The organism is Streptomyces sp. NPDC002588, assembly GCF_040295925.1.
GTDB lineage: Bacteria > Actinomycetota > Actinomycetes > Streptomycetales > Streptomycetaceae > Streptomyces.
On sequence record NZ_JBEOWF010000002.1, the window covers coordinates 209,288 to 234,167 of the forward strand.

A 24,880-nucleotide genomic window follows, 5' to 3' on the forward strand; every position below is an offset into this window, starting at 1 on the left:
CCCTCACCAGGTCACGGGGAGTTCCAGCATCCCCTGGATGGTGTCGCCCGGCTTGAAGCGGACCTCCTCGGCCGGGATCGCGAGCGCGAGGCCGGGAAGCCGTTCGAAGAGGGTGCGCAGAGCGATCTCCAGTTCCGCGCGGGCCAGGTTCTGGCCGAGGCACTGGTGGATGCCGAAGCCGAACGCCACGTGGTGGCGGGCGGGGCGGTGCCAGTCGAGGGTGTCGGGATCGGGGTAGGCGCTCTCGTCGCGGTTGATGACCGAGGTCGAGAAGACCACGCCGTCCCCGGCCCGGATCGTCGTCCCGGCCACCTCGATGTCCTCGGTGGCCAGCCGGAGCAGCCCGTCGGCGATCGACAGCAGCCGCATCAGCTCCTCGACGGCGGTCGGCACCAGCGAGGGGTCGGCGCGCAGTTCCGCCAGCCGCTCGGGGTGCTGGAGCAGGGTGTACGTGCCGAGGGAGATCATGTTGGCGGTCGTCTCGTGACCTGCCACCAGCAGGATGGTGGCGAAGGCGATGGCGCCCTCGCGGTCCACCGTGCCGTCGCCGAGCCGTTCGTGGACCAGGACGTCCAGGACGCCGTCGCCGGGCGGGCCGTCCAGTTTGCGGTCGATCAGGGCCCCGAGGTAGGTGTCGAGCCGGTCTCGGGCGTCGCGCACCTCGGCCACGTCCCGGCTGCGCAGCAGCCGCCGGGACTGCTCCTCGAAGAACTCGTGGTCGGCGTACGGCACGCCGAGCAGTTCGCAGATCACCGTCGAGGGCACGGGCAGCGCGAAGGCGGAGACCAGTTCGGCCGGCGGGCCCTGGGCGAGCATGGCGTCGATCCGCTCGTCGACGATCCGCTGGATGGCCGGCCGCATCGCGGTGGCGCGTTTCAGGGTGAAGCTCGACACCAGCATGCGGCGCTGGGCGTGGTGCTCGGGGTCGTCGACGTTCAGCAGCGCGGCCCGGCGGTCGAGCAGCGCCTTGAAGCGCGGTGAGGTCGCCGGGTAGCCGGCGCGGGTGCGGTCGGTGGACAGCCGGGGGTCGGCGAGCAGGGCGCGGGCCGTGTCGTGGCCGGAGACCAGCCAGGCGGTACGGCCGTCGTAGAGGGTGACGCGGGTCAGCGGCCGGGCGGCGCGCAGGGGGTCGTAGGCGGTGGGCGGGTGGTAGGGGCAGGTGCGGTCCTGGGGGAAGGCGACGGGGGCCAGGAGTTGCGTCGAGTCCGTCACGTCCGTCATGGGAGACCTCGCAGACGAAGGGTGCGGCGTGCTGGTCTGTCGTGCCGATCTGTCGTGCCGATCTTCATTAGATGCCCCGGGCATCTATAGGACGACGCAGAGTTCGGCCAGATCACCCAAAGGGGCGAATTGGCCGGAACGGGCCGCTCCGGACCGTCGTTTCAGGTGGACCGCGACGGGCCCACGGGGAAATTCGCTTGCCGCCGGGCCGGGCACCCCGCAGGATCCGGCCATGCACACTCTCGTCCGCCCCCTGCCGCCGCTGTCCGACGCCGTCCGCCCGGCGCGGCTCCAGCAGCAGCCCGGCGCTCCCCGGAGGCCCGATCCCGCGCGCCCGTGACGGCCGCGCTCGTCGCGGGCCTGGTCGCGGGCTACGGCATCGCCGTGCCCGTCGGCGCCGTCGGCACCTATCTCGTCTCCCTCACCGCCCGTACGTCCCTGCGCACCGGTGCGTGCGCCGCGCTCGGCGTGGCCACCGCCGACGGGCTCTACGCCCTGCTGGCCACCGTCGGGGGCTCCGCCCTCGCGGCCGCGCTGCGGCCGGTTCTGGATCCGCTGCGCTGGGTCTCCGCTCTGGTCCTGCTGGTCCTCGCGGCGCGCGGCGCGCTGACGGCCGTGCGCCGGTACCGGGCCCACCGGCTCGCCACCCGTTCCGCGCCTCCCCCGCCGAACCCCGCCCGGGCCTACCTCGGCCTGCTCGGCATCACCCTGCTCAACCCGACCACCATCGTGTACTTCGCCGCGCTGGTGCTCGGCTCCGGCACCACGGACGCCGTACGGCCCCTGGACCAGGGCGTGTTCGTGCTGGCGGCGTTCGCCGCGTCGGCGAGCTGGCAGCTGCTGCTCGCCGGGAGCGGCGCGCTGCTCGGCCGGGCACTGACCGGACACCGGGGGCGGCTGGTGACGGCGCTCGTGTCGAGCGGGGTGATGACCGTGCTGGCGGCGGCCATGGTGACGTAGGCGGGTCCGGGCGGCGGGTGGGCCACGCGATCACCTGTGGCGTCATGGCGTACCCGGGAGGGAATCCGGTACGGATGAATCCCGGGGGTACCGGTGTTGAAGCCGAGTGCCAGTCGGACCGACGACGTGACGAAGAGGACGGATGCCATGCCCCTCGAAGGCGAGTACGAGCCCAGCCCGACCCAGTGGGTGCGCGAACAGGTGGAGTTGTACGAGAGCTCGGGCGGAACCAAGGGGACGACCCTGCGGGACACGGGGCTGCCGGTGATCCTGCTGACCACGCGGGGCGCGCGCAGCGGGAAGATCCGCAAGACGCCGCTGATGAGGGTCGAGCACGAGGGGGAGTACGCCCTGGTCGCCTCCCAGGGCGGGGCGCCCAAGCACCCGGTCTGGTACCACAACATCCAGGCCGACCCGCATGTGGAGCTGCAGGACGGGGCCGAGAAGCAGGACATGACGGCCCGTGAGGTCACCGGTGCGGAGAAGGCCGAGTGGTGGGAGCGTGCCGTCGCCGCGTACCCGCCGTACGCCGACTACCAGAAGAAGACGGACCGGGAGATCCCGGTGTTCGTCGTGGCGCCGTCCGCGGGCTGACCCGGGCGGACGCGGACCGTCGGGGCATGTGGCGGGTCTCGTGGAAAACTCCGCCACGGGCCGGCATGAACGGACCCGCACCGGGCACCCGACAGTCAGGCCCCGCCGCGCTCCCCCGTCGCGGCGGGGCTTTCCCATGCCTCGCGCGCGGGGCGGTCGGTCACGTCGAGGAAGATCTCGCCGGCCTCCGGGATCGCGCCCGCGACGGAGCGCTTGATCCGTACGGCGACCTCCTCGACCCGCTCGCTGTCCAGGCCCGGCATCAGGTCCACACGGACGGCGACGAGAACCGCGTCGAGGCCCATCTTCATCGTGAACACGGCCTCCACGCTGTCGATCTCCGGCTGCGCGTCCAGCAGGGACCGGATGCGGTCGGAGGTCTCGGGGTCGGCGGCCTCGCCGATGAGCTGGTCGCGGGCGTCCCGGCCGAGGCGGTAGGCGACGTAGACGAGCAGGGCGCCGATCGCGAGCGAGGCGGACGCCTCCCACACCACGTTCCCGGTGACCATGTGCAGGGCCATGCCGATCGCGGCCAGCGTGACCCCCAGTACGGCCGTGCCGTCCTCGGCGACGACCGTGCGCAGGGCGGGGTCGCGCAGCCCTGTCGCCGTGCCGCCCTGCCGGCGCACCTGGAACAGGGCGCGCAGGAGGGAGGCCCCCTCGGCGAGGAAGGCGACACCGAGGACGATGAAGCCCGCCACATAGCCGCCGAACGTCTCCTCGGCGCCGCTCCTGAGGGCCTCGACGCCCTGGAAGAAGGAGAAGCAACCGCCCATGACGAAGATCCCCACGGCGGCGAGGAGCGACCAGAAGAAGCGTTCCTTGCCGTAGCCGAAGGGGTGGCGCCGGTCGGCCGGGCGCCGGCTTCGGCGCAGCGCGGCGAGGAGGAACACCTCGTTGAGGCTGTCGGCAACGGAGTGCGCGGCTTCCGACAGCAGTGCGGGCGAGCCCGCGAACAGGCCGCCGACGGCCTTGGCCACGGCGATGACGAGGTTGGCGGCGAGCGCCACCAGGACGGTCAGGCGCGTCCTGCTGTCGGCCCGGGTGTCGGAGGCCGCACGCGCCGAGGTCTGCGCGGACGTTTCCGCGGATGTCTTCGAGGATGTCCCACTCACGCGGGCCGACTGCCCCGGTCGGACGGGCTCACACCGCGCGGCCGGCGGAAATCGGGAATCCGGGACACCCGGAAACCGGGAAGCCGCGAAACCGGGAAACCGGGGAAACCCGGAGAACTCGGGGAACCCGGTCGGCAGGAGGACCTGAAAGGAGCGGGAACACATGAACGGCGGCGGCAACAGCGCGTACGGGCACGAGCGGTTCCGGCGGTCCAAGAGCCACTTCGTGGACCGCATCACCGCGGACGGCTCGGGCGGCCGGCCGGTGGAGGCGGGACGCTACCGGCTGGTGGTCAGCCGTGCCTGCCCGTGGGCGAGCCGGGCGGTGATCTCACGGCGGCTGCTCGGTCTCGAGGACGCGCTGTCGATGGCGGTCGCCGACCCGGTCCAGGACGACCGCAGCTGGCGGTTCACCCTCGACCCCGGGGGCCGCGATCCGGTGCTCGGGATCCGCTACCTCGCGGAGGCCTACGAGAAGCGGGAGCGCGACCACCCGGGCGGGGTGAGCGTGCCCGCCGTCGTGGACGTGCCGAGCGGCGAGCTGGTGACCAACGACTACCAGCACATCACCCTGGACCTCGCCACCGAGTGGACGGCCCTGCACCGTCCCGGGGCGCCGGACCTCTATCCCTCAGGGCTGCGCGACGAGATCGACGCGGTGATGGCCGAGGTGTACGAGGACGTCAACAACGGGGTGTACCGGGCCGGCTTCGCGAGCGAGCAGGAGGAGTACGAGGAGGCCTGCGAGGCCGTCTTCCGGCGACTGGAGCTGCTCGCGTCGCGGCTCGGACGGCGGCGCTACCTCGTGGGGGACACGATCACCGAGGCCGACATCCGGCTGTTCACCACGCTGGTCCGGTTCGACGCGGTCTACCACGGCCACTTCAAGTGCAACCGCTGGAAGCTGACGGAGAACCAGGTGCTGTGGGCGTACGCCCGCGACCTCTACCAGACGCCCGGATTCGGTGACACGGTCGACTTCGACCACATCAAGCGGCACTACTACCAGGTGCACACCGGCATCAACCCGACGAGGATCGTGCCCGTGGGCCCGGACCTCTCCGGCTGGCTCACCCCGCACCACCGCGAGCGGCTCGGCGGCCGCCCGTTCGGCGACGGCACCCCGCCCGGGCCGGTGCGCGCGGGCGAGGAGGTGCCCTCCCGGGGGCGGCCCTGACCGACCGGACATGCACGTCGACGACAAGGAGGACCCCATGGCCAGTCGCACGAAGAAGAGGAAGCTTCCCCTCGTCTACCAGCCCGTCGGCTTCCTCTTCGGCTGGGCGAGCGGAGCGCTGGCGGGTCTCGCGTTCCGCAAGGCCTGGCAGGCGATCCGGCACGAGGACGACGCACCCGACGCCCTGGACCGCGACCGCGGCTGGACCGAGATCATTCTGGCCGCGGCGCTCCAGGGCGCGATCTTCGCCGCCGCGCGCAGCGCCGCCGACCGCACGGGGGCGAAGGCCATCGAGCGGTCGACGGGGGTGTGGCCGGCGAAGGAGAAGGGGGGCCGTGACTGAGGTGCCGCGCCCCGGCCCGTTTCCGAGACCGGCCCGTCAGCCCTGCTTGGGCGCGGTGGACGGGGCGCGGCGCAGGGTGAAGGAGTGGCCGGCCGGGTCGGCGTAGCCGCGTTCCTCGTGCGGGCCGGCGGGACCCTTCGTCTCCACGGGGCGGCCGCCGAGGGCGACGACCAGGCGTTCCGTCGCGTCGAGGTCGTCGACCATGAAGTCCAGGTGGGCCTGGAGGGAGTTCTCGGGACGGGGCCAGCTCGGCGGCGTCGCGTTGGCGTCGCGGCGGAAGGCGAGACGGACTCCGTCGGCACCCCTGATCTCGACCCGGTTGGCGGTGGCGTCGGTCTCCTCGGCCTCGAGCAGCCCCTTGTAGAACTCGGCGAGCTGCTCGGGCTCGACGCAGTCCAGGACCACCACGCCCGCTTTCACCAGTGCCATGTCCGTCCTCCGCAGGTTGTCGTCAGGGTTGTCGCCAGGGCTCCTTGCGGATACCCCCGTTCCGGCCGGCCACCGACCCCCGCGCACTTCTTGGACAGGTGTCCCGGTATAGTGGACACCTGTCCAAGAAGTTTTGTTCGGTGAAGTCGAGGGAGACCATGGAAATCCTGGCGGACGTGCTCGTCGTGCTGGTGGCCGCGCTGCACCTGTACATCCTGGTGATGGAGATGTTCCTGTGGCAGCGGAAGCCGGGGATGTCCTTCCACGGTTTCGACGCGGACCTGGCCCGGCGGACCGCCCCCATGGCCGCCAACCAGGGCCTCTACAACGGGTTTCTCGCGGCCGGTCTGGTGTGGGGACTCGTCGCCGGTGATCCGACCGGCTTCCGGGCGCAGGTGTTCTTCCTGTCCTGCGTGATCGTCGCGGGCGTCTACGGCGCCGCCACCGCGAACCGGCGGATCCTGGTCGCCCAGGCACTGCCCGGCGCGCTCGCCCTGGCCGCCGTGCTGATCGCGCAGTGAGCCGCGGCGAGCCCGAGGACCCGCGGGCGGCCCGCACCCGGGCGAGGCTGCGGGCCGCGCTGCTCGAGGAGTGCGCCGAACACCCCCTGGAGGAGGTCGGCGTGGCCGCGCTGGTGCGGCGGGCGGGTGTCGGACGGGCCACCTTCTACGTGCACTACGCCGACCTGGAATCGCTCGCGGTCGACGCCTGCGCGGACGTCGTACGCGAGGCCGTGGAGGCGCTGCACGCCTGGCAGGGCCGGCCGGACCCGGTGCGGGCACCGGCCGCGCTGGCGGGGTTCTTCGCCTCCCTCACCCCGCACACGGCCCTGTACCGCACCCTGCTCGCACCGGGTGGCGGCGGACCGCTCGGCCGGGTGCTGCACCGGGACCTGCGGGCCTACAGTCTGCGGGAGCGGGAGCGGGCGGGCGCGGCGGACGCCCCGCTGGTGGCCTCCGCCGTGGCGGCGACCTTCGCGGGGGTGCTGGCCGACTGGCTGCACGGCGATCTGGCCGGCACGCCCGCCGAGATCGCCGACCAGGTGTGGCAGTTGCTGGTCGCGCTGCACGCGAGCCGCTGACGGTCACAGGCAGGCGATCGGCTCCTTCGCCCGGGGCCAGGCCTCCACGCCCTCGGACGTGCGGACGTACGCGGTGGACCGGTCCTCCGTCAGCCACAGCTGCCGGTCCTTGTAGCGGTATCCGGTGTCGCGGGCGTCGGCGGGCATCCTGACGTCGCCGTCGTACGGGGAGGTGAGCAGGTCGCCCGCGATCACTCCGCCGGGGTCGCGGACGTACTGCCGGTAGTCCTCGCCCCGGCCCGTCCCCAGGAAGTGCGCCGACCGCCAGCCGCAGTGCTCCGCCCCGGCATGACTGCTGAGGGTGGTGGTCGGGACCCTTCCGCCGCTGCGGTCGGTCCAGATCTCCTCGTCACCCGAGTCGGCGATGCTCGCGGGGAGTTCGAACGGGTCGCAGGAGGCGTGGGTCTCCGGCCCCCAGCCCGGCCGGTCCCTCTGGTCCTTGGCGACGACCACCGCGACCTTGGTCCGGCCGTCGACGTCGTACGAGTACAGGACACGGTCGGTCTCCTCGCGCTCCACGCGGTATCCGGAGCGGGGCACCTCCGGGTCGAACATGTCGAAGAAGAGCCGCAGCCCCTCCTCGGGGGTGTCGCCGCCTTCACCCTCGCCCCAGCCGTCGGGCCCGCCGCCCGAGAAGATCTCCCCGTCGCACTCCAGCGCCCGGCCCGCCGCGCCCGACGCGAGGAGCAGCGCCTGCGGGGTGTCCTCGTCCACCGCCTTGGTGGGGATGTGGAGCGAGCCGCTGTACGGGGTCACCGCGGGCCCGTAGTCGATGATCGCGTCTCCGTCGTCGTCCGCGCCGCATCCCACGGCAGCCATCAGTGCCGCCGTCACCACGACGATCCCTCCGCGCATGTCCGCCCCCGTTCCCTCGACCGTCGGACCGTACTCCTCCGACGCCGGGGCGGCCCCGAACGTTCAGCGGGCCGCGACGGGGGGCGACTCGCGGGACCTTCCCGCCGGCCGGTGCCGCCGAGGCGCACAGACTCGACGGCACCGGCCGGACCACGGGGAAGCCGGTCCTGGCCGTGGAGGGGGCTCAGAACATGAGCACGGGCTTGATGGTCTTGCCCGAGGTCATGTCCTGCACCGCCCGGTCGATGTCGGCGAAGGCGTAGGTGCCGATCAGACGGTCCAGCGGGAGCCGGCCCTCCTTCACCAGCTTGACGAGCGCCGGGATGAAGGTCTGGGTCTCGCTGTCGCCGAGGGTGAGACCGACCACCTGCTTGCCGCCGAGCATTCCGTTGACGTCCAGGGCGACTTCGGTGCCGAACGGCGGGGCGCCCACGACGACCAGGGTGCCGCGGGCGGCGAGCGCGTCCACGCCCTGGCGCAGCACGGCCGGGACGCCCGTGGTCTCCACGATGCCGTCGGCGCCCTGACCGCCGGTGATCTCGGCGATCGCCTCGCCGAGCACGGTGTGGCTCGCGTCCACGGTGTGGGTGGCGCCCAACTCCTTGGCCAGCTCGAGGCGTTCGGCGACCCGGTCGACGGCGACGATGGTGGTGGCCGGGGAGAGGGCGGCCGCCATGACCGCCGAGAGTCCGACGGCTCCGGCGCCGAGGACGACGACCGTGCCGCCGGCGACCGGCTTCAGGACGTTCCAGACGGCGCCGACGCCGGTCTGCACGCCGCAGCCCAGCGGGGCGATCGACTCCAGCGGTACGTCGGGGTCGACCCTGACCAGGCTCCGCTCGGTGACCAGGGCGCGCTCGGCGAAGGAGGACTGGCCGAAGAAGTGGCCGCCCAGGGGTTCGCCGTCCCGGCTGATGGTGCTGGTGCCGTCGGCGCGGCGGCCGCCGATGAGGTTCAGCGGGAGCCAGGTGGCGCAGTAGGCGGGGTGCCCGCCGTGGCAGTTGCGGCACTCGCCGCAGGAGGCGAAGGACAGCACGACGTGGTCGCCGACGGCCACGCCGGTGACGGCCGAGCCGACCGCTTCGACGACGCCCGCGCCCTCGTGACCGAGGACTCCGGGCAGCGGGAAGGGCAGTCCGCCGCTCGCCACGCCGAGGTCGGTGTGGCACAGGCCGGCCGCCACCAGCCGGACGACCGCCTCGTGCGGACCGGGATCCGCCAGGACGACCTCGGAGAGGGTGAAGGGGGCTCCGCCGGACTCGACGACGGCGGCGCGGGTGGTGATGGGCATCGGATGAACTCCTCTTGGATTGCGGCGCGTTCAGTCGAGCGAGACGACGACGGACTTGACCTTGGTGTACGAGGCGAGTGCCTCGGGGCCGTACTCGCGACCGAAGCCGGAGTCCTTCACGCCGCCGAAGGGGACGGCCGGGTCGAGCATCGCCCAGTCGTTGACCCAGACGATGCCGGCCTGCAGACGGTCGGCGACCCGGTGGGCGCGGGCGAGGTTGCCGGTCTGGACGCCCGAGGCCAGGCCGTACGGCGTGGAGTTGGCGAGGGCGACCGCCTCCTCCTCGTCGTCGAAGGGCTGGACGGTGAGGACCGGACCGAAGATCTCCTCCTGGATGACCCGGGAGTCGTTCGGGAGGTCCGCGATGACGGTGGGCTTGTAGTAGTAGCCGCCGTCGAGGTCGAGGCGCTCGCCGCCGCAGACGATCCGGGCACCCTCCTTGCGGGCGAGGTCGACGTACTCCTCGACCTTGCGCAGGTGCTTCTCCCCCGCCATCGGGCCGATGACGGTCTCCGCCGCGCGCGGGTCGCCGATCGGCACGCCGGGGACGGCCTCGGCGAGGATGCCCAGCAGGGTGGTGTAGACCGAGCGGGCCACCAGCAGCCGCGGGCCGCCCATGCAGAACTGGCCGGTGTTGAAGACGAAGCCCTTGATGACCGCGCCGACGGCCTTCTCCAGGTCGGCGTCCTCGAAGACGATGTGCGCGGCGTTGCCGCCGAGCTCCATGGTGACCGGCTTGAGGTTCTCGCCGGCCACGCTCGCGGCGTGCCGGCCGATCGTGGTGGAGCCGGTGAAGGCGATCTTGTCGACGCCGGGGTGGCGCAGCAGTGCCTCACCGGCGACCGGGCCGGCGCCGGTGACGACGTTGACGACTCCGTCGGGAACGCCGGCCCGCTGGAGCAGTCCCGCCATGTACAGCGCGGAGAGCGGGGTCTCGTCGGCGGGCTTGTGCACGACCGTGTTGCCGGTGGCGAGCGCCGGGGCGATCTTCGAACCCGCCAGGATCAGCGGGAAGTTGAAGGGGGTGATCGCGGCGACGACACCGATCGGCCCGCGCTTCGTGTAGGCGAGGGCGTTCATCGGGGTGTCGCGGTTGCCGCCCTCCAGGGAGAAGGCGAGGGTGGCGTAGTACTCGTAGTCGTTCGCCGCGTTCGTCACGTCGACCGCGTGCGCCAGGGTGATCGGCTTGCCGACGTCCAGGCTCTCCAGGCGGGCGATCTCGTCGGCCTCCTCGCGGATCAGCTGCGCCACGCGGAGCAGGATCCGGCCGCGCTCGCGACCGCTGAGTCCGGACCATCTGCCGGAGTCGAAGGCCTCGCGGGCGGCCCTCACCGCCGCGTCCACGTCGGCGGCGCCCGCCTCCGCGACGGTCGTGACGACCGCGCCCCGGGACGGGTCGACCACCTCGGTCCGCGCTCCGTCCGCGGCCTCGCGCCACTGTCCCCCGATGAACAGTCGACCGGGGTCGATCTCGAAGGTGGTCATCACCACTCCTCAGCATCGTCGCTAAGATTTCAACCAACAGGATTCCTGTTGGTGCGCAGTCTCTTTACAGACAGGTTTCCTGTCAATGGTCTACGCTCGGACTCATGGCCGGCACCCAGACAGACACTCAGACGGGCAACACCGCGAGCGCACCTTCGCACCACAAGGCGCCTCCGTCCCTGCTCTACATGGTGAAGCAGGTGGAGCTGATCGTGCGATCCCGTCTGGACGAACTCGTCAAGGCGTCCGGCATCACCGCCCTGCAGTACACGGCGCTGACCGTGCTGGAGCGGCACGACGGTCTGTCCGCCGCCCAGCTGGCCAGGGACTCCTTCGTCACCGCCCAGTCGATCGCCGACCTGGTGCGCTCCCTGGAGAACCGGGGCCTGATCCGTCGCGAGCGCAATCCGCGCAACCGGCGCGAGCTGCTGATCCTGCTCACCGAGGAGGGGCGCGGACTGCTGGAGCAGCACGCGCAGCCGGTACGGGAGCTGGAACAGCGGATGGTCGGGGACCTCACGGCACACCAGACGGAGCAGCTGCGCACCGCCCTCTCCAAGGCCTGGCACGCCCTGTCATAGCGTCCCCCTGCCCCGGCGCGGCGCCTCTCGCGCCACATTCCGCATCGCTTCGTTCACGACGCGAACAAACTCGATCGAGACACGCCCCCGTTTCGAAGACATATGTCAATCGAACATGCTGAAATTCACTCCATCGGGGGTACCTTGCTGGAGCGGGGAACTGCTGCGCGCTGCCCCGCCGTTGAAGGCTCCCGACCGGTGGAGCGGGTTGGAGGCGATGTCGTCGTGCAGCAGGAACCCGCCGCGGACACCCCTCACCTGCGCGTACGCCAGGAGCGCGGGTACACGGTGCTGGAGTTCCGCGGCGAGATCGACATCGTCGCGGCCACGGAGATCGCCCCGCTGCTCGACGAGGTGACCACCGGACCCACCCCGCGGGTCGTCATCGACCTGACGCCGATCGACTTCTTCGACTGCTCCGGGCTGCGGCTGCTGTACCGGGCCAGGGGCCGGGTGCTCGACCAGGGCGGGGACATGCACCTGGTCTGCAACCACCCCTTGACCCTGCGCGTCCTGCGGGTCACCGGACTGCACCGGCTGCTGCCACCCGCCCGGACGCTGGACGCGGCCCTGAGCAGGCCCGAGGCCACGTCCGGCACCTTATGACCGGCGCGTCATGACCGGCTCTTCATGACCGGTGCCCCATGACCCGCCGGTCCCCTATTCGATGATCTTCGTGACCTGTCCGGCCCCGACCGTCCGCCCGCCCTCCCGGATGGCGAACTTCAGCCCCTCCTCCATCGCGATCGGCTGGATCAGCTCCACCAGCATCGTGGTGTTGTCACCCGGCATGACCATCTCGGTGCCCCGCGGCAGGGTCACCACACCCGTCACGTCCGTCGTACGGAAGTAGAACTGCGGTCGGTAGTTCTGGAAGAACGGCGTGTGCCGGCCGCCCTCGTCCTTGGACAGGACATAGGCCCGCGCCTCGAACCGGGTGTGCGGGGTGACCGAGCCCGGCTTGATCACCACCTGGCCGCGCTCCACCTCCTCCCGCTTGATCCCCCGCAGCAGCAGCCCGACGTTCTCCCCGGCCCGGCCCTCGTCGAGCAGTTTGCGGAACATCTCCACGCCCGTGACGGTGGTCTTCGTCTTCTGCTCGTGGATACCGATGATCTCGACCTCGCTGTTCACCCGGAGCGTGCCGCGCTCGATGCGGCCGGTGACGACGGTCCCGCGCCCGGTGATGGTGAAGACGTCCTCGATCGGCATCAGGAACGGCCGGTCGACGTCCCGCTCCGGTTCCGGCACCGCCTCGTCGACCGCGTCCAGCAGGTCCAGCACCGACTGCGTCCACCGCGGGTCGCCCTCCAGGGCCCGGAGCGCGGAGACCCGCACCACGGGGACCTCGTCGCCGGGGAACTCGTACTCGGTGAGCAGCTCCCGCACCTCCAGCTCGACCAGCTCGAGGATCTCCTCGTCGTCGACCATGTCGGTCTTGTTCAGCGCGACCACGATGTACGGCACTCCGACCTGCCGGGCGAGCAGCACGTGTTCCTTGGTCTGCGGCATCGGCCCGTCGGTGCCGGCGACGACCAGGATCGCCCCGTCCATCTGGGCCGCGCCGGTGATCATGTTCTTGATGTAGTCGGCGTGGCCGGGGCAGTCCACGTGCGCGTAGTGCCGGCGCTCCGTCTGGTACTCCACATGGGCGATGGAGATGGTGATGCCGCGCTGCCGTTCCTCGGGCGCCTTGTCGATCTGGTCGAACGGGGTGAAGGGGTTGAGCTGGGGGAACCTGTCGTGCAGCACCTTGGTGATGGCTGCCGTGAGGGTCGTCTTGCCATGGTCGATGTGCCCGATGGTGCCGATGTTGACGTGTGGTTTGGTCCGCTCGAACTTCGCCTTCGCCACTGCGAGCCCTCCCTGGTCACATGGGTGACGACGTGCGCTTTTCCCTCCTCCCTGTCTATTCGCTGCGCGCGGCGTCGAACAGGGCGCTGACGGACTCACCGTTGTGAATGCGTCGCACGGCCTCGGCGAGGGCGGGGGCGATGGACAGGATCCGCAGCTTGTCGGTGTGCTCCTCGGCGGGCACCGGCACGGTGTTGGTGCAGACGATCTCGAGGACGTCCGGCTGCTCGCTGAGCCGTTTCAGCGCGCCGGCTGCGAACAGGCCGTGGGTGCACGCCACCCGTATCGAGCGTGGCGCCAACTCCCGCAGCCGATCAAGGAGTTCGAGGACGGTGCTGCCCTTGGCGATCTCGTCGTCCAGGACGATCACGTCCCGCCCGGAGACCTCGCCGATCACCGTGTTGATGCTGACCCGGTCGTCGGCATAGCGCTGTTTGGCGCCGGCCGCCACCTGGGCGCCGATCATACGGGCGAAGGCGGCGGCCTCCTTGGCGTTGCCGAGATCGGGCGAGACGACGGTGGTGGAGGTGAGGTCGTAGCGGCGGAAGTGGGCGGAGAGCTCGCGGAGGGCGTGCAGATGGTCCACGGGCATCGAGAAGAACCCGTGCACCTGGGGCGAGTGCAGGGTCATGGCGAGGACGCGGTGCACGCCGGCCGCCGCCATCAGGTCGGCGACCAGGCGTCCGCCCAGGGAGATGCGGGGCGCGTCCTTCTTGTCGGAGCGGGCGTAGGAGTAGTGCGGCATGACGACGGTGATCCGGCCCGCGGACGCGCCGCGGGCCGCGTCGCACATCAGCAGCAGTTCGACCAGATGCTCCTGAACGGGCTTGACCAGGGGCTGGACCAGGAAGACGTCCCGTTCCCGGCAGTTCGCCTGGAGCTGGACCTCCAGGCAGTCGTTGGCGAACCGGCTGACCCGGGTCGGGCTCAGGGGGACCCCGAGGTGGGCGCAGACCTCGGCGGCGAGCTCGGGATGGGCGCTGCCGCTGAACACGGAGATGTCTCGCACGATCGGCTCCTCGCTGACCATGTCCGGGCGGGGCTCTCATGCTACGGACCGCGTCCCTTTGGCCCACCCACTGCGTTGCGGCCTCAGGAGTCAAGGAAGCCGGACGGCGTAGCCGCACCGCCTTCGACCACGGGCTGGTACGGGCGAAAGAAGAGTGACTCCGGGGCCGCTGTTCTGTCACAGGTCGTCAACAGCGCGGTCTGCCGGGGAGATTGGCGGGAATCCGGTCAGGTAGGAAGGAGGGCCGTCGACATGACGACTCCCGTCAAGCGCCTGAACCGACGTATGCCCGGGTGGGCGAAGGTGCTCACCGCCGTCGTGGTCGTGCTCGTCGTGATGTTCGCCGGGATCCGGCTGAGTCTGCTGCCGGGGCTGCGCGACTTCTTCGGCACCGAGACACAGGACCGTACGGGCCCCGCCCTGCTCAAGTCCATCCAGGACATGAGCCGCTACGACGCCGCGTCCGGCAACTTCCAGGTCGTCGTGGACCTGGAGAAGGACGCGAAGTTCCTCCCGGACGCGATCCGCGGCACCCGCACGCTGTACGTCGGGGCGGGCACCGTGGACGCCTATGTCGACCTCGGCAAGGTCGCCGACAAGGACGTGACGGTCGACGACGACCGCACCACGGCCACCCTCAGGCTCCCCCATGCCGCGCTCGGCACCCCGGCTCTCGATCCCGACCGCTCCTACGCCGTCTCCAAGCAGCGCGGACTGCTCGACCGGCTGGGCGACCTGTTCTCGGACAACCCCAACAGCGAGCAGGCCGTGCAGAAGCTCGCGGTCAAGCACATCGGCGAGGCGGCGAAGGACAGCGAACTCACCGCCCGCGCGGAGAAGAACACCACCGACATGCTGGAGGGGCTGCTGCACTCCCTCGGTTTCAAGGAGGTGACCGTGTCCTACGGCACCTGAGGCCCGCATCCTCCGGCCGTACCGGGGTAACCGCCTTACCAAGCAGGTAGGTTGAAGACTGGAGGACCGCATGGCCGGAGCAGTCTCACGTCCACGTACCGTGTTCCGCCTGCGCACGGGCAGGGGCAAGGAACCCGCGCCGGCCAAGGGCGAGAAGGCACAGAAGGCGGAGCGGGCGCAACAGAAGAAGGCGCCCGAGAAGAAGGCGTCCCAGAAGGCCGGGCGGGCGAAGCCGGATCAGCCCGCCGCCCGCCCGCTCCCCTTCCCGCTGCGCCTGCTGGCCATGCTGTCCGCGTTCGCCTTCATGGTGGCGTTCGCGGTGGTGCTGGCCCGGCTCACGCTGGAGCCGTCGCCCGCCTCGCAGGCGCTGGTGCACTCCAACCTGCATCCGGGGCGGTCGCTGCGCGCCTATCTGGATCAGCCCGCGCTGCGGGACGCGGTCAAGCAGATCGGCGGAAACCTGCTGCTCGGGGTGCCGTTCGGCATCCTGGTGCCGGTGGTCGCGCCCGCCACCCGCGGGCTGCTGCGGGTACTGCTGCTGACCGCGGCCGTGATGCTGCTGGTGGAGTTCGCCCAGGGGGCGCTGGTGACCGGGCGTGCCTTCGACATCGACGACGTCATCCTCAACACCACCGGCGCGCTCATCGGCTACCTGCTGCTCGGGCGCCGCGTGAGCCGCGCGGTACACGCCCCCAGGCGCTCCCGCGGCGCCGCCCGCTAGCGCGGCTTCCAGGTGTACCGGTCGCCGCCCACCCATCGCACCGCGTCGGGGTCGTCGAGGTCGTGGACGGTGATGCCGAACGCGGCTGCCGTCTCCAGGACGTCGGTGACGGCATGCGCCTCACCGACCACTTCGCCGTCGATCTCCACGATCCGGAACGGGGGCGTACCCGGCTGCACCCCGAGCACCATGATCCGTGGATGGGAGATGTAGGGGCTCGCGACTTCGGTCATGTATAGAGCGTAGAGCGCGAGTGGCGGCTGGGCGCGGGCTGCGTCGCGCCCAGCCGCCGTGCGGGACGCGGGCGGCTGGGGAACCCTGGACGCAGGAGGTGGCGATGGATCCCGTCGAGGCCCTGGACCGGATCGCGTTCCTGCTGGAGCGGTCCCTGGCGCCCGCCTATCGCGTGAAGGCGTTCCGTACGGCGGCCCGGGTGGTGGCGGCGCTGCCCGAGGGGGAGGCCGAGGAGCGGGCCCGGGCGGGGACGCTGGAGTCGCTCAAGGGGGTGGGGCCGAGAACGGCCGAGGTGGTGCATGCCGCGGTTGCCGGTGAGGTGCCGTCCTACCTGCGGAGACTCGAGGAGGGGGCGGAGGGGCGGCCGCTCACCGACGGGGCCGGCACCGAGCTGCGGGCGCTGCTGCGCGGTGACTGCCATCTGCACTCGGACTGGTCCGACGGCGGCAGCCCGATCGAGGAGATGGGCCGGGCCGCGGCCGCCCTCGGCCACGAGTGGGCCGTACTGACCGACCACTCCCCGCGGCTGACGGTGGCCCGCGGGCTGTCGCCGGAGCGGCTGCGCCGCCAACTGGAGGTGGTCGAGGAGCTGAACGCGTCCTGGGCGCCGTTCCGGCTGCTGACCGGGATCGAGTGCGACATCCTCGAGGACGGGTCCCTCGACCAGGAGCCCGAGCTGCTCGACCGGCTCGATCTGGTGGTCGTCTCCGTGCACTCCAAGCTGCGCATGGAGGCCCGCGCGATGACCCGGCGCATGGTGCGGGCCGTGCGCGATCCGCACGCGGACGTCCTCGGGCACTGCACCGGACGGCTCGTCCAGGGGCGGGGGCGGCCGGAGTCGGAGTTCGACGCGGACGAGGTGTTCGCGGCGTGCGCCGAGGCCGGAACGGCCGTCGAGATCAACAGCAGGCCCGAACGGCTCGACCCGCCGCGACGGCTGCTGCGGCAGGCCGTCGGGGCGGGTGTGCTGTTCTCCGTCGACACCGACGCGCACGCCCCCGGTCAGCTGGACTGGCAGGTCCTCGGCTGCGCGCGGGCCGAGGAGTGCGGGGTGCCGGCGGAGCGGGTGGTCAACACCTGGCCGATGGACCGGCTGCTGGCGTGGACCGGCGCGTGAGGTGGTACCCGTGCGGCGAGAGAGAGGACACCCCTGATGGAACGCGCCGCCGTGTTCGACGTCGACGGCACCCTCGTCGACACCAACCACCTGCATGTGATCACCTGGTGGGAGGCCTTCCGACAGGCGGGTCACCGGGTGCCGACGCATGCCGTGCACCGGGCCGTCGGGCTCGGTTCCGGCGATCTGATCGCCCATCTGCTGGGCGAGGACCGCGACCCGGAGGAGGACGCCGCGCTCAGCGCCGCGCACAAGGCGCTCTACGGGCAGTACTTCGACCGGCTGCCCGCGCTGCGGGACGCCGGCCGGCTGCTGAAGCACCTGCACGGCGAGGGCTGGCGGGTCGTGCTCGCCACCTCGGCGAGCGGGTCCGAACTGGCGGCGCTGCGCCGCGCCCTCGACGCCGACGACGCCATCGAGGCGACGGCGAGCGCGGACGACGTGACGGAGGGCAAGCCGGCCCCCGAACCCGTGGAGCACGCTCTCGGCCTGGCCGGGGTGCCCGCCGGACAGGCCGTGTTCGTCGGCGACACCGTGTGGGACATGCGGGCGGGCCGCCGGGCCGGGGTGCGCTGCGTGGGCCTGCTGTGCGGCGGCATCCCGCGCGCCGACCTGGTGGAGGCGGGCGCGGAGGCGGTCTACGACGATCCGGCCGATCTGCTGGCGTCGCTGGCGAAGAGCCCGCTCGCCTGAGCCTCCGGTACGGGGCGGCACTTGACTTCGAGCGCACTCCAATCCGTAGCGTTCCCCACATGAGCAATCCGGACATGAGCAACAGCCGCACCGCACAGCACAAGATCGGCTCGGGCTTCGGCGCCACGAGCACCGCCGACGACGTCCTGCGGGGCATCGACCTGACCGGGAAGCTGGCGATCGTCACGGGCGGCTACTCCGGGATCGGCCTGGAGACGACCCGCGCGCTCGTCGGGGCCGGCGCCCGGGTCGTCGTCCCCGCCCGCCGCCCCGACACGGCGCTGAAGGCGCTGGAGGGCCTGGTCGGAGTCGAGGTGGACGCGCTGGACCTCGGCGACCTGGAGAGCGTGCGCGGCTTCGCCGACCGGTTCCTCGCCACCGGCCGGACGGTCGACCTCGTCATCGACAACGCCGGGATCATGGCCTGCCCCGAGACGCGGGTCGGGCCCGGCTGGGAGGCGCAGTTCGCCACGAACCACCTCGGCCACTTCGCCCTCGTCAACCGGCTGTGGCCGGCGATCGAGCCCGGCGGGGCGCGGGTGGTGTCCGTGTCCTCGCGCGGCCACCACTTCTCCGGCATCCGCTGGGACGACGTGCACTGGCGGCGGAGCTACGACAAGTGGCAGGCGTACGGCCAGGCGAAGACGGCGAACGTGCTGTTCGCGGTGCACCTGGACGCCCTCGCCCGGGACCGCGGTGTACGGGCCTTCGCGCTCCACCCGGGCGGCATCCTCACGCCCCTCCAGCGGCATCTGCCGAAGGAGGAGATGATCGCGAGCGGCTGGATCGACGAGGACGGCGTCCCGATCCCGCAGCCGGGCCTCAAGACCCCGGAGCAGGGCGCGGCCACCCAGGTGTGGGCGGCGACCTCCCCGCAGCTCGACGGCCTGGGCGGTGTCTATCTGGAGGACTGCGACATCGCGGGACCCGCTCCGGAGGACGGCGAGCGGGTGGGCGTGAAGCCCTGGGCGAAGGACCCGGAGGAGGCGGCGCGGCTGTGGGCGCTGTCGGCGGAACTGACGGGCGTGGACGCGTTCGCCGCTCGCGGCTGACCGGCGTCACCGCCGCGTGCGGCGCCCCGCCCCGGGGTACTCGGTCGGTCCGCCCGGGAGGGATGGCCGAGAGGAGCCGCAGATGAGCAGCGACGTCGTCGTCACGGGCGCCACCGGCAACGTCGGAACGAGCGTGGTGCGTCTGCTGTCGGAGGATCCGGAGGTCGCCTCGGTGCGGGGGCTGGCCCGTCGGATCCCCGACTGGTCGCCGCCGAAGACGGAGTGGACGGCCGTCGATCTCGGATCGGCCGAGGCCGATCCGGCAGCGGTGTTCGAGGGCGCGGACGCGGTGGTGCATCTGGCGTGGGCGTTCCAGCCCACGCACGACCCGGCGGCCACCTGGAGGACCAACGTTCTCGGCGGCATCCGGGTCTTCGAGGCGGTGGCCGCGGCGGGCGTGTCCGTGCTGGTGCACGCCTCGTCGGTCGGCGCGTACTCGCCGGGGCCGAAGGACCGCGCGGTCGACGAGTCGTGGCCGACGCACGGCTGGCCCGGCGCCGCGTACTGCCGGGAGAAGGCCTATCTGGAACGGGCCCTGGACACCTTCCAACGCGACCATCCGGAGATCCGGGTGGTGCGGATGCGGCCCGCGTTCCTCTTCAAGCGGCAGTCGGCGAGCGAGCAGCGGCGGATCTTCGGCGGCAGGTTCCTGCCCGGCGCGGCCGCCCGCCCCGAGTTGCTGCCCTTCCTGCCCGACATCCCCGGCCTGCGGGTCCAGGCCCTGCACACCGACGACGCGGCACAGGCGTACCGGCTGGCCGTGCGGCACGACGTGCGCGGTGCCTTCAACCTCGCGGCGGACCCGACCGTGGACGCGGAACTGATCGGCGGGATGTTCGGCGCGCGCCCGGTACGGCTCCCCCGTACGGCGGCCCGCTCGGCGATCGCCGCGGCCTGGGGCCTGCACCTGCTCCCGGCCTCCCCCCACCTGTTCGACGCCGTCCTGCGCCTCCCGCTGATGGACTGCACCCGCGCACGGACCGAACTGGACTGGCGTCCGCGGCACACCGCCACGGAGGTGCTGGAGGAGTTCCTGCTGGGCATGCGGACCGGCGCGGGCGAGGCCACGGAGCCGATGCGGGGCCGCAAGGCGGGCTAAGAAGACCCTTGGCTCGTGGATCCGGCCCGCGGGTCCCGCGGGTCACGGCGCTCGCGCTGCGGCTCGACCGTGTACTTCGGGTCCTCGGCCGAGGCGAGGCCCGCGGCGAACACGCCGAAGCGGGTGCAGGCCGAGCCGGCGAGCAGGGCGAGGCCGCAGGCCACGGCGGCGGCGCGGCGGTCGCCGAGGAGGCTCGCGCCCGCCGCGCCGGACGCCGTCAGGAGGCGGGCCGTGCGCAGCAGGGTGCCCGCACGGCCTTCGCGCCAGGTCTCGGCGACCGGGCCGAGGCGGTGTTCGGCGGCCCGGGACACGGCCGTGTCGGCGAGTGCGGCCAGCGCGGCGGTGCGGCGGGCGGGGGTGTTCTCGTGGGCCGGGGCCACCGCGAGGGCCATGCCGGCCGCGGCGGCGGTCGCGGACGCCGCGAACAGGTAGGGCAGTTCACGGTGGGCTTCGTGCCAGGCGGGTACGGCGGTGTCGGCGGCCAGGACACCGGTGTACGTGGTGACGAGGGGGCCCAGGGCCGCGGCGGCGCCGGTCGCCGCGGCCCCCAGACGCGGCAGCCTGCCGGTCACCGCGCTCGCCGCCGCCGCGCCCGCGGCGGGTCCGTAGAGCGAGAGCAGCCAGGAGCCCATGTTCATGGGCGAGGTCGGCTTGAAGACGCGCAGCATGTTCACGAAACGGTCCGGGCGGCCCAGGTCGTGGATGAGGGCGGCCGCCGAGAGGGAGACGGCGGTGAGGGAGGAGACCTTCAGGGCCGTCGCGGTCACGGGACGGCCGGTGAACTGGGCGCCGGCCGCCAGCACCGAGCCGGCGCCCGCGAGGCCGCCGAGGAAGAAGTATCCGGCGATGTCGCGCGCGGCCCAGGAGGGCGCCTTGATGACGGGACGGCCGTAGTAGGAGCCGAACTCGGCGCGGGGGACGACGGGTTGCTCGCCCCGGCGGCGCCGCCCGCCCTGCCCCGGGCCCGTCATCCCCGTCCCCCTCCGGCGGCGGAGGCGAAGGACACCGCGACACCGCCCAGCAGGGCGAGGGCCGCGGCGCCCGCGTGCTTCCACATGGCGGGCAGATCGCGGGTGGTGACGACGGGGTCCGGGGGCAGTCCGTACACCTCGGGCTCGTCCAGCAGGAGGAAGAAGGCGCCGTCGCCGCCCACTCCGTCGTCCGGGTCGTGGCCGTACAACCGCGCCCCGGGGACGCCCTCCTCGCGCAGCTGGTCCACGCGCAGGGCGGCCCGCTCGCGCAGTTCGTCCAGCGGGCCGAACTGGATGGACTCGGTCGGACAGGCCTTCGCGCAGGCCGGTTCCTGGCCCGCGCCGAGCCGGTCGTAGCACATCGTGCACTTGAACGCCCGTCCGTCGGCGGGGCGTTGCTCGATGACGCCGTACGGGCAGGCGGGCACGCAGTAGCCGCAGCCGTTGCAGACGTCCTCCTGGACGACGACCGTGCCGAACTCGGTGCGGAAGAGGGCGCCGGTGGGGCAGACGTCCAGACAGGCGGCGTGGGTGCAGTGCTTGCAGACGTCGGAGGACATCAGCCAGCGCATGTCCTGGCCTTCCGGCTCGCCGCCCGCCAAGGGCAGTTCGGCACGGCCGTCCGGCCTGGGCTGCTCGATGAACGCGACGTGCCGCCAGGTGGAGGCCCCGAGCGCCTCCGTGTTGTCGTACGACATGGCGGTCAGGGAGAGGCCGTCCTCGGGGAGGGCGTTCCACTCCTTGCAGGCGACCTCGCAGGCCTTGCAGCCGATGCAGACGGAGGTGTCGGTGAAGAAGCCGACCCGCTCTTGCTCGCTCACTTGCGGGCCTCCGTTCCGGTGGACGCGGTGATGCCGGCCCGCCGCCGGTACTCGGCGACCAGCTTCGGCAGGTCGGGTCCGCGCGGGCGGCGGCCGGCGCGGATGTCGGCGGTGAGCGCCTTGTCCTCCTGGATGTGCGCGTCCGGGTCGAGGGCGATGGCGACCAGTTCATTGGCCGCGTCGCCGGTGGACATGCCGTTGGGGCCCCAGTGGAAGGGCAGTCCGATCTGGTGGACCGTACGGCCCTGAACACGGAGGGGGCGGATGCGGTCGGTCACCAGGACCCGGGACTCGACGGCGCCCCGGGCGGTCACGATCGTCGCCCAGCCGCCGTTCTCCAGCCCGCGTTCCCGGGCCAGCTGGGGCGAGACCTCGCAGAAGAACTCCGGTTGCAGTTCGGAGAGGTACGGCGACCAGCGGCTCATACCGCCCGCGGTGAAGTGCTCGGTCAGCCGGTGGGTGGTGACGACGTACGGGAAGACGCCGGCGCCCTTCTCGTCGCCGCTCGGGTGGTAGCGGTTGCCCTCGCGGGGCAGCAGCTGCCGGACCGGGTTTCGCGGGGTCGACGGATAGAAGGCGTTGGGGAACGGGGAGTCCTGCGGCTCGTAGTGGGTGGGCAGCGGTCCGTCCTCGAGCCCCGCGGGCGTGTAGAGCCAGCCCTTCCCGTCGGCCTGCATGATGAACGGGTCGTCGCCGCGCAGCGCGTCGGTGCCCTCGGCGTCCTCGTCGGGTACGAAGTCCGGGGCGCGGCCGGGGATGAAGTCGGGTACGTCGCGGCCGGTCCACTCCCCCGCCTCCGGGTCCCACCAGACGTACCGTTTGCGTTCGCTCCAGGGGGTTCCGTCGGGGGCGGCCGAGGCGCGGTTGTAGAGGATGCGGCGGTTGGCGGGCCAGGCCCACGCCCACTCGGCGGCCACCCAGTCCTGCTCCCACTCGGGTTTCCTGCGGGCGGCCTGGTTGACGCCGTCGGCGTAGACGCCGCAGTAGATCCAGCAGCCGCAGCGGGTGGAGCCGTCGTCCTTCAGCTCGGTGTAGGCGCCGAGCGGCGCACCGTCCGGCCCATGCCCGTTGATCTCGGCGAGGACGGCGTCCGCGACCGGCTCGTCGAGCGGGCCGTCGACCGGGTACTCCCAGGTCAGGTCGAGGACAGGCCGGTCCATGGGGTCGGTGGAACCGGCCAGTTTCTCCTTGATGCGGCGGCCCAGGTGGTACATGAACCACAGGTCGCTGCGGGCGTCGCCCTCCGGCTCGACAGCGGCGTAGTGCCACTGCACCCAGCGGTTGGTGTTGGTGAAGGAGCCGGACTTCTCGGTGTGGGCGGCGGCCGGGAAGAAGAACACCTCGGTGCCGATGTCCTCGGTGCGCAGCTCCCCGCTGTCGATCTCGGGGCCGTCCTTCCACCAGGTCGCCGACTCGATGAGCGAGAAGTCGCGGACCACCAGCCAGTCCAGCCCGGCCATGCCGAGGCGCTGGAGGTGGGTGTTGGCGGAGCCCACGGCGGGGTTCTCACCGAGCAGGAAGTAGCCCTTGCAGTCGCCGTCGAGCTGGGCCATGACCGTGTCGTAGGTGGAGTGGGAGCCGGTCAGGCGCGGGAGGTGGTCGAAGCAGAAGTCGTTCTCGGGGGTGGCGGCGTCGCCGTAGTAGGCCTTCAGGAGGCTGACCGCGTACGCCCGCATGTTCGACCAGAAGCCCTTGCCGGTGCGGCTCGTCCCGATGAAGCGGTCCAGGGTCAGGTCGGGGTGGGCGTGCGGCATCGGGATGTAGCCGGGGAGCAGGTTGAACAGGGTCGGGATGTCGCTGGAGCCCTGGATGGAGGCGTGTCCGCGCAGGGCCTGGATGCCGCCGCCGGGACGGCCGATGTTGCCGAGCAGCAGTTGCAGGACGCTCGCGGCGCGGATGAACTGGCTGCCGGTGGAGTGCTGGGTCCAGCCGACGGCGTAGACGAAGGCGCTGGTGCGCTCGGGCCCCGAGTTGGCTGTGAGTTCCTCGCACACACGTTCGAAGGTCGCGCGGGGGATGCCGCAGACGTCCTCCACCATCTCCGGCGTGTAGCGGGCGTAGTGGCGCTTGAGGATCTGGTAGACGCAGCGCGGGTGCCGGAGGGTGTCGTCGGTGGGCGCGTGGTGGCCGGTGCGGGCGCCGCCGGAGCCATGGGCCTCGGGTCCCGCGGTCTTGCGGGTGCGCCGCTCGTACTGCTCGTCGACCTCGCCGGTGGGCTGCTGCACCTCCACGCCCTCGTACTGCCAGCTGGCGGGATCGTAGTGCCGCCGCTCCTCGTCGAGCCCGGAGAAGACGCCGTCGAGGTCCTCGGTGTCGCGGAAGTCCTCGCTCACCAGGGTGGCCGCGTTGGTGTACTTCAGGACGTACTCGCGGAAGTCCTTCTCCTCGGTGAGGACGTGGTTGACGATCCCGCCCAGGAAGGCGATGTCGGTGCCGGCACGGATCGGGACGTAGAGGTCGGACAGCGCGCTGGTGCGGTTGAAGCGCGGGTCGACGTCGATGATCGTCGCGCCGCGCTTCTTGGCCTCCATCACCCACTGGAAGCCCACCGGGTGGCACTCGGCGAAGTTGGAGCCCTCGATGACGATGCAGTCGGCGTGCTGGAGGTCCTGCATGAAAGTGGTGGCGCCGCCGCGGCCGAAGGAGGTGCCGAGGCCGGCGACGGTGGAGCTGTGGCAGACCCGGGCCTGGTTCTCCACCTGGACCACACCGAGGCCGGTCAGCAGCTTCTTGATGAGGTAGTTCTCCTCGTTGTCGAGGGTCGCGCCGCCGAGGCCGGCGATGCCCATCGTGCGGGCGGTGCGGCTGCCGTCCTGCTCCCACTGCCAGGTCTCACGGCGGGTGCGGATCACCCGGTCGGCGACCATGTCCATGGCGGTGTCCAGGTCGAGCGGCTCCCAGTCGGTGGCGTGGGGGCGCCGGTGGAGGACCTGGTGTTCGCGGGCGGGACCGGTGGTGAGCTGGAGCGTCGCCGAGCCCTTCGGGCACAGCCGGCCCCGGCTGACCGGCGAGGCGGGGTCACCCTCGATCTGCACGACCCGGTCGTCCTTGACGTAGACCTGCTGTCCGCAGCCGACGGCACAGTAGGGGCAGACCGACGGTACGACGCGGTCGGCGGCGGCGGTACGGGGGCGCAGCCGCCCGGTGTGCGGCGACCTGGCGGCACTGCCCCGGCCGGTGCGGTCGTCGCCCGTGAGCTGTCGGTAGACGGGCCACGAGCGGGCCCGGTCCGCGAATCCCATGATCCGGTCCTCCCGGCTCT

The 24,880-nt window shown here is 72.0% G+C and carries 26 protein-coding genes; 14 read left to right on the top strand and 12 right to left on the bottom strand.

Annotated elements, in window-relative coordinates:
* Nucleotides 1-3 precede the first annotated feature (3 nt).
* Nucleotides 4-1,221: a cytochrome P450 gene (locus ABT057_RS03600; RefSeq protein WP_352340761.1), complete on the bottom strand. Its 1,218-nt coding sequence runs from the start codon at nt 1,219-1,221 to the stop codon at nt 4-6.
* Between the two features lie 336 nt (nt 1,222-1,557).
* Here ABT057_RS03600 and ABT057_RS03605 point away from each other — a divergent pair, with 336 nt between their 5' ends.
* Together ABT057_RS03605 and ABT057_RS03610 are read left to right on the top strand one after the other, a co-directional pair.
* Complete coding sequence (locus tag ABT057_RS03605; RefSeq protein WP_352340762.1) at nt 1,558-2,181, top strand: LysE family transporter; 624 nt, start codon at nt 1,558-1,560, stop codon at nt 2,179-2,181.
* 147 nt (nt 2,182-2,328) lie between these two features.
* Nucleotides 2,329-2,775, top strand: coding sequence for a nitroreductase family deazaflavin-dependent oxidoreductase (locus ABT057_RS03610; RefSeq protein WP_352340763.1), 447 nt, complete (start codon nt 2,329-2,331; stop codon nt 2,773-2,775).
* 95 nt (nt 2,776-2,870) lie between these two features.
* On the opposite strand, the gene ABT057_RS03615 is transcribed toward ABT057_RS03610, so the two are convergent.
* Nucleotides 2,871-3,890: a cation diffusion facilitator family transporter gene (locus ABT057_RS03615; protein WP_502973764.1), complete on the bottom strand. Its 1,020-nt coding sequence runs from the start codon at nt 3,888-3,890 to the stop codon at nt 2,871-2,873.
* Nucleotides 3,891-4,053: 163 nt separating this feature from the next.
* On the opposite strand from ABT057_RS03615, the gene ABT057_RS03620 reads away from it, so the two are divergent.
* Nucleotides 4,054-5,067, top strand: a complete 1,014-nt coding sequence (locus tag ABT057_RS03620; protein ID WP_352340764.1) for a glutathione S-transferase family protein — start codon at nt 4,054-4,056, stop codon at nt 5,065-5,067.
* Nucleotides 5,068-5,104: 37 nt separating this feature from the next.
* Complete coding sequence (locus ABT057_RS03625) at nt 5,105-5,410, top strand: DUF4235 domain-containing protein (RefSeq protein WP_352340765.1); 306 nt, start codon at nt 5,105-5,107, stop codon at nt 5,408-5,410.
* 36 nt (nt 5,411-5,446) lie between these two features.
* Here ABT057_RS03625 and ABT057_RS03630 read toward each other — a convergent pair whose 3' ends face one another.
* Nucleotides 5,447-5,839, bottom strand: a complete 393-nt coding sequence (locus ABT057_RS03630; RefSeq protein WP_352340766.1) for a VOC family protein — start codon at nt 5,837-5,839, stop codon at nt 5,447-5,449.
* A 158-nt stretch (nt 5,840-5,997) separates the two neighbouring features.
* On the opposite strand from ABT057_RS03630, the gene ABT057_RS03635 reads away from it, so the two are divergent.
* Entirely contained in the window at nt 5,998-6,360 is a 363-nt protein-coding gene (locus ABT057_RS03635; RefSeq protein WP_352340974.1) for a DUF1304 domain-containing protein, read from the top strand.
* On the top strand, nt 6,357-6,920 hold the full coding sequence (locus ABT057_RS03640) for a TetR/AcrR family transcriptional regulator (RefSeq protein WP_352340767.1): 564 nt from the start codon (nt 6,357-6,359) through the stop codon (nt 6,918-6,920). Before ABT057_RS03635 ends, ABT057_RS03640 begins: the two co-directional genes overlap by 4 nt.
* A gap of 3 nt (nt 6,921-6,923) precedes the next feature.
* Here the strand turns inward: ABT057_RS03640 and ABT057_RS03645 are convergent, their stop codons facing one another.
* The 3 genes from ABT057_RS03645 to ABT057_RS03655 form a co-directional block, all read right to left on the bottom strand.
* Nucleotides 6,924-7,775: a hypothetical protein gene (locus ABT057_RS03645; protein WP_352340768.1), complete on the bottom strand. Its 852-nt coding sequence runs from the start codon at nt 7,773-7,775 to the stop codon at nt 6,924-6,926.
* Nucleotides 7,776-7,959: 184 nt separating this feature from the next.
* Entirely contained in the window at nt 7,960-9,066 is a 1,107-nt protein-coding gene (locus ABT057_RS03650; protein WP_352340769.1) for an NAD(P)-dependent alcohol dehydrogenase, read from the bottom strand.
* Between the two features lie 30 nt (nt 9,067-9,096).
* Nucleotides 9,097-10,551, bottom strand: coding sequence for an aldehyde dehydrogenase family protein (locus tag ABT057_RS03655; RefSeq protein ID WP_352340770.1), 1,455 nt, complete (start codon nt 10,549-10,551; stop codon nt 9,097-9,099).
* A 104-nt stretch (nt 10,552-10,655) separates the two neighbouring features.
* On the opposite strand from ABT057_RS03655, the gene ABT057_RS03660 reads away from it, so the two are divergent.
* Both ABT057_RS03660 and ABT057_RS03665 read left to right on the top strand, forming a co-directional pair.
* Nucleotides 10,656-11,132, top strand: a complete 477-nt coding sequence (locus ABT057_RS03660) for a MarR family winged helix-turn-helix transcriptional regulator (protein WP_502973765.1) — start codon at nt 10,656-10,658, stop codon at nt 11,130-11,132.
* A 225-nt stretch (nt 11,133-11,357) separates the two neighbouring features.
* On the top strand, nt 11,358-11,738 hold the full coding sequence (locus ABT057_RS03665) for an anti-sigma factor antagonist (RefSeq protein WP_352340771.1): 381 nt from the start codon (nt 11,358-11,360) through the stop codon (nt 11,736-11,738).
* 54 nt (nt 11,739-11,792) lie between these two features.
* Here the strand turns inward: ABT057_RS03665 and tuf are convergent, their stop codons facing one another.
* Together tuf and ABT057_RS03675 are read right to left on the bottom strand one after the other, a co-directional pair.
* Nucleotides 11,793-12,986, bottom strand: coding sequence for an elongation factor Tu (gene tuf, locus ABT057_RS03670; RefSeq protein WP_352340772.1), 1,194 nt, complete (start codon nt 12,984-12,986; stop codon nt 11,793-11,795).
* 55 nt (nt 12,987-13,041) lie between these two features.
* A complete protein-coding gene (locus tag ABT057_RS03675) occupies nt 13,042-13,995 on the bottom strand; it encodes a ribose-phosphate diphosphokinase (protein WP_352340773.1) in 954 nt (317 codons plus the stop codon).
* A gap of 252 nt (nt 13,996-14,247) precedes the next feature.
* Here ABT057_RS03675 and ABT057_RS03680 point away from each other — a divergent pair, with 252 nt between their 5' ends.
* Both ABT057_RS03680 and ABT057_RS03685 read left to right on the top strand, forming a co-directional pair.
* Entirely contained in the window at nt 14,248-14,910 is a 663-nt protein-coding gene (locus tag ABT057_RS03680; RefSeq protein ID WP_352340774.1) for a DUF4230 domain-containing protein, read from the top strand.
* 70 nt (nt 14,911-14,980) lie between these two features.
* Entirely contained in the window at nt 14,981-15,631 is a 651-nt protein-coding gene (locus tag ABT057_RS03685; RefSeq protein WP_352340775.1) for a VanZ family protein, read from the top strand.
* Here the strand turns inward: ABT057_RS03685 and ABT057_RS03690 are convergent.
* A complete protein-coding gene (locus ABT057_RS03690) occupies nt 15,628-15,864 on the bottom strand; it encodes a hypothetical protein (RefSeq protein ID WP_352340776.1) in 237 nt (78 codons plus the stop codon). The two genes, ABT057_RS03685 and ABT057_RS03690, sit on opposite strands and share 4 nt — an antisense overlap.
* A 104-nt stretch (nt 15,865-15,968) precedes the next feature.
* Between ABT057_RS03690 and ABT057_RS03695 the strand changes: the two genes are divergently transcribed.
* The 4 genes from ABT057_RS03695 (at nt 15,969) to ABT057_RS03710 (ending at nt 19,826) form a co-directional block, all read left to right on the top strand.
* Nucleotides 15,969-16,982 (top strand): PHP domain-containing protein, encoded by a 1,014-nt coding sequence (locus tag ABT057_RS03695; RefSeq protein WP_352340777.1) that lies wholly within the window; start codon nt 15,969-15,971, stop codon nt 16,980-16,982.
* Nucleotides 16,983-17,018: 36 nt separating this feature from the next.
* Nucleotides 17,019-17,675, top strand: coding sequence for an HAD family hydrolase (locus ABT057_RS03700; protein WP_352340778.1), 657 nt, complete (start codon nt 17,019-17,021; stop codon nt 17,673-17,675).
* 59 nt (nt 17,676-17,734) lie between these two features.
* A complete protein-coding gene (locus tag ABT057_RS03705) occupies nt 17,735-18,727 on the top strand; it encodes an SDR family NAD(P)-dependent oxidoreductase (RefSeq protein WP_352340779.1) in 993 nt (330 codons plus the stop codon).
* Between the two features lie 82 nt (nt 18,728-18,809).
* On the top strand, nt 18,810-19,826 hold the full coding sequence (locus ABT057_RS03710; RefSeq protein WP_352340780.1) for an SDR family oxidoreductase: 1,017 nt from the start codon (nt 18,810-18,812) through the stop codon (nt 19,824-19,826).
* Here ABT057_RS03710 and nrfD read toward each other — a convergent pair.
* From nrfD to fdh, 3 genes are read right to left on the bottom strand one after another with little or no spacing between them, the layout of a single operon-like run.
* Complete coding sequence (gene nrfD, locus ABT057_RS03715) at nt 19,823-20,797, bottom strand: NrfD/PsrC family molybdoenzyme membrane anchor subunit (protein WP_352340781.1); 975 nt, start codon at nt 20,795-20,797, stop codon at nt 19,823-19,825. The two genes, ABT057_RS03710 and nrfD, sit on opposite strands and share 4 nt — an antisense overlap.
* Nucleotides 20,794-21,618, bottom strand: coding sequence for a 4Fe-4S dicluster domain-containing protein (locus tag ABT057_RS03720; RefSeq protein WP_352340782.1), 825 nt, complete (start codon nt 21,616-21,618; stop codon nt 20,794-20,796). Before ABT057_RS03720 ends, nrfD begins: the two co-directional genes overlap by 4 nt.
* The gene (gene fdh / locus ABT057_RS03725) at nt 21,615-24,860 is read right to left on the bottom strand and encodes a formate dehydrogenase (RefSeq protein WP_352340783.1); all 3,246 of its coding nucleotides are present in this window, start codon (nt 24,858-24,860) and stop codon (nt 21,615-21,617) included. Before fdh ends, ABT057_RS03720 begins: the two co-directional genes overlap by 4 nt.
* Nucleotides 24,861-24,880 lie beyond the last annotated feature (20 nt).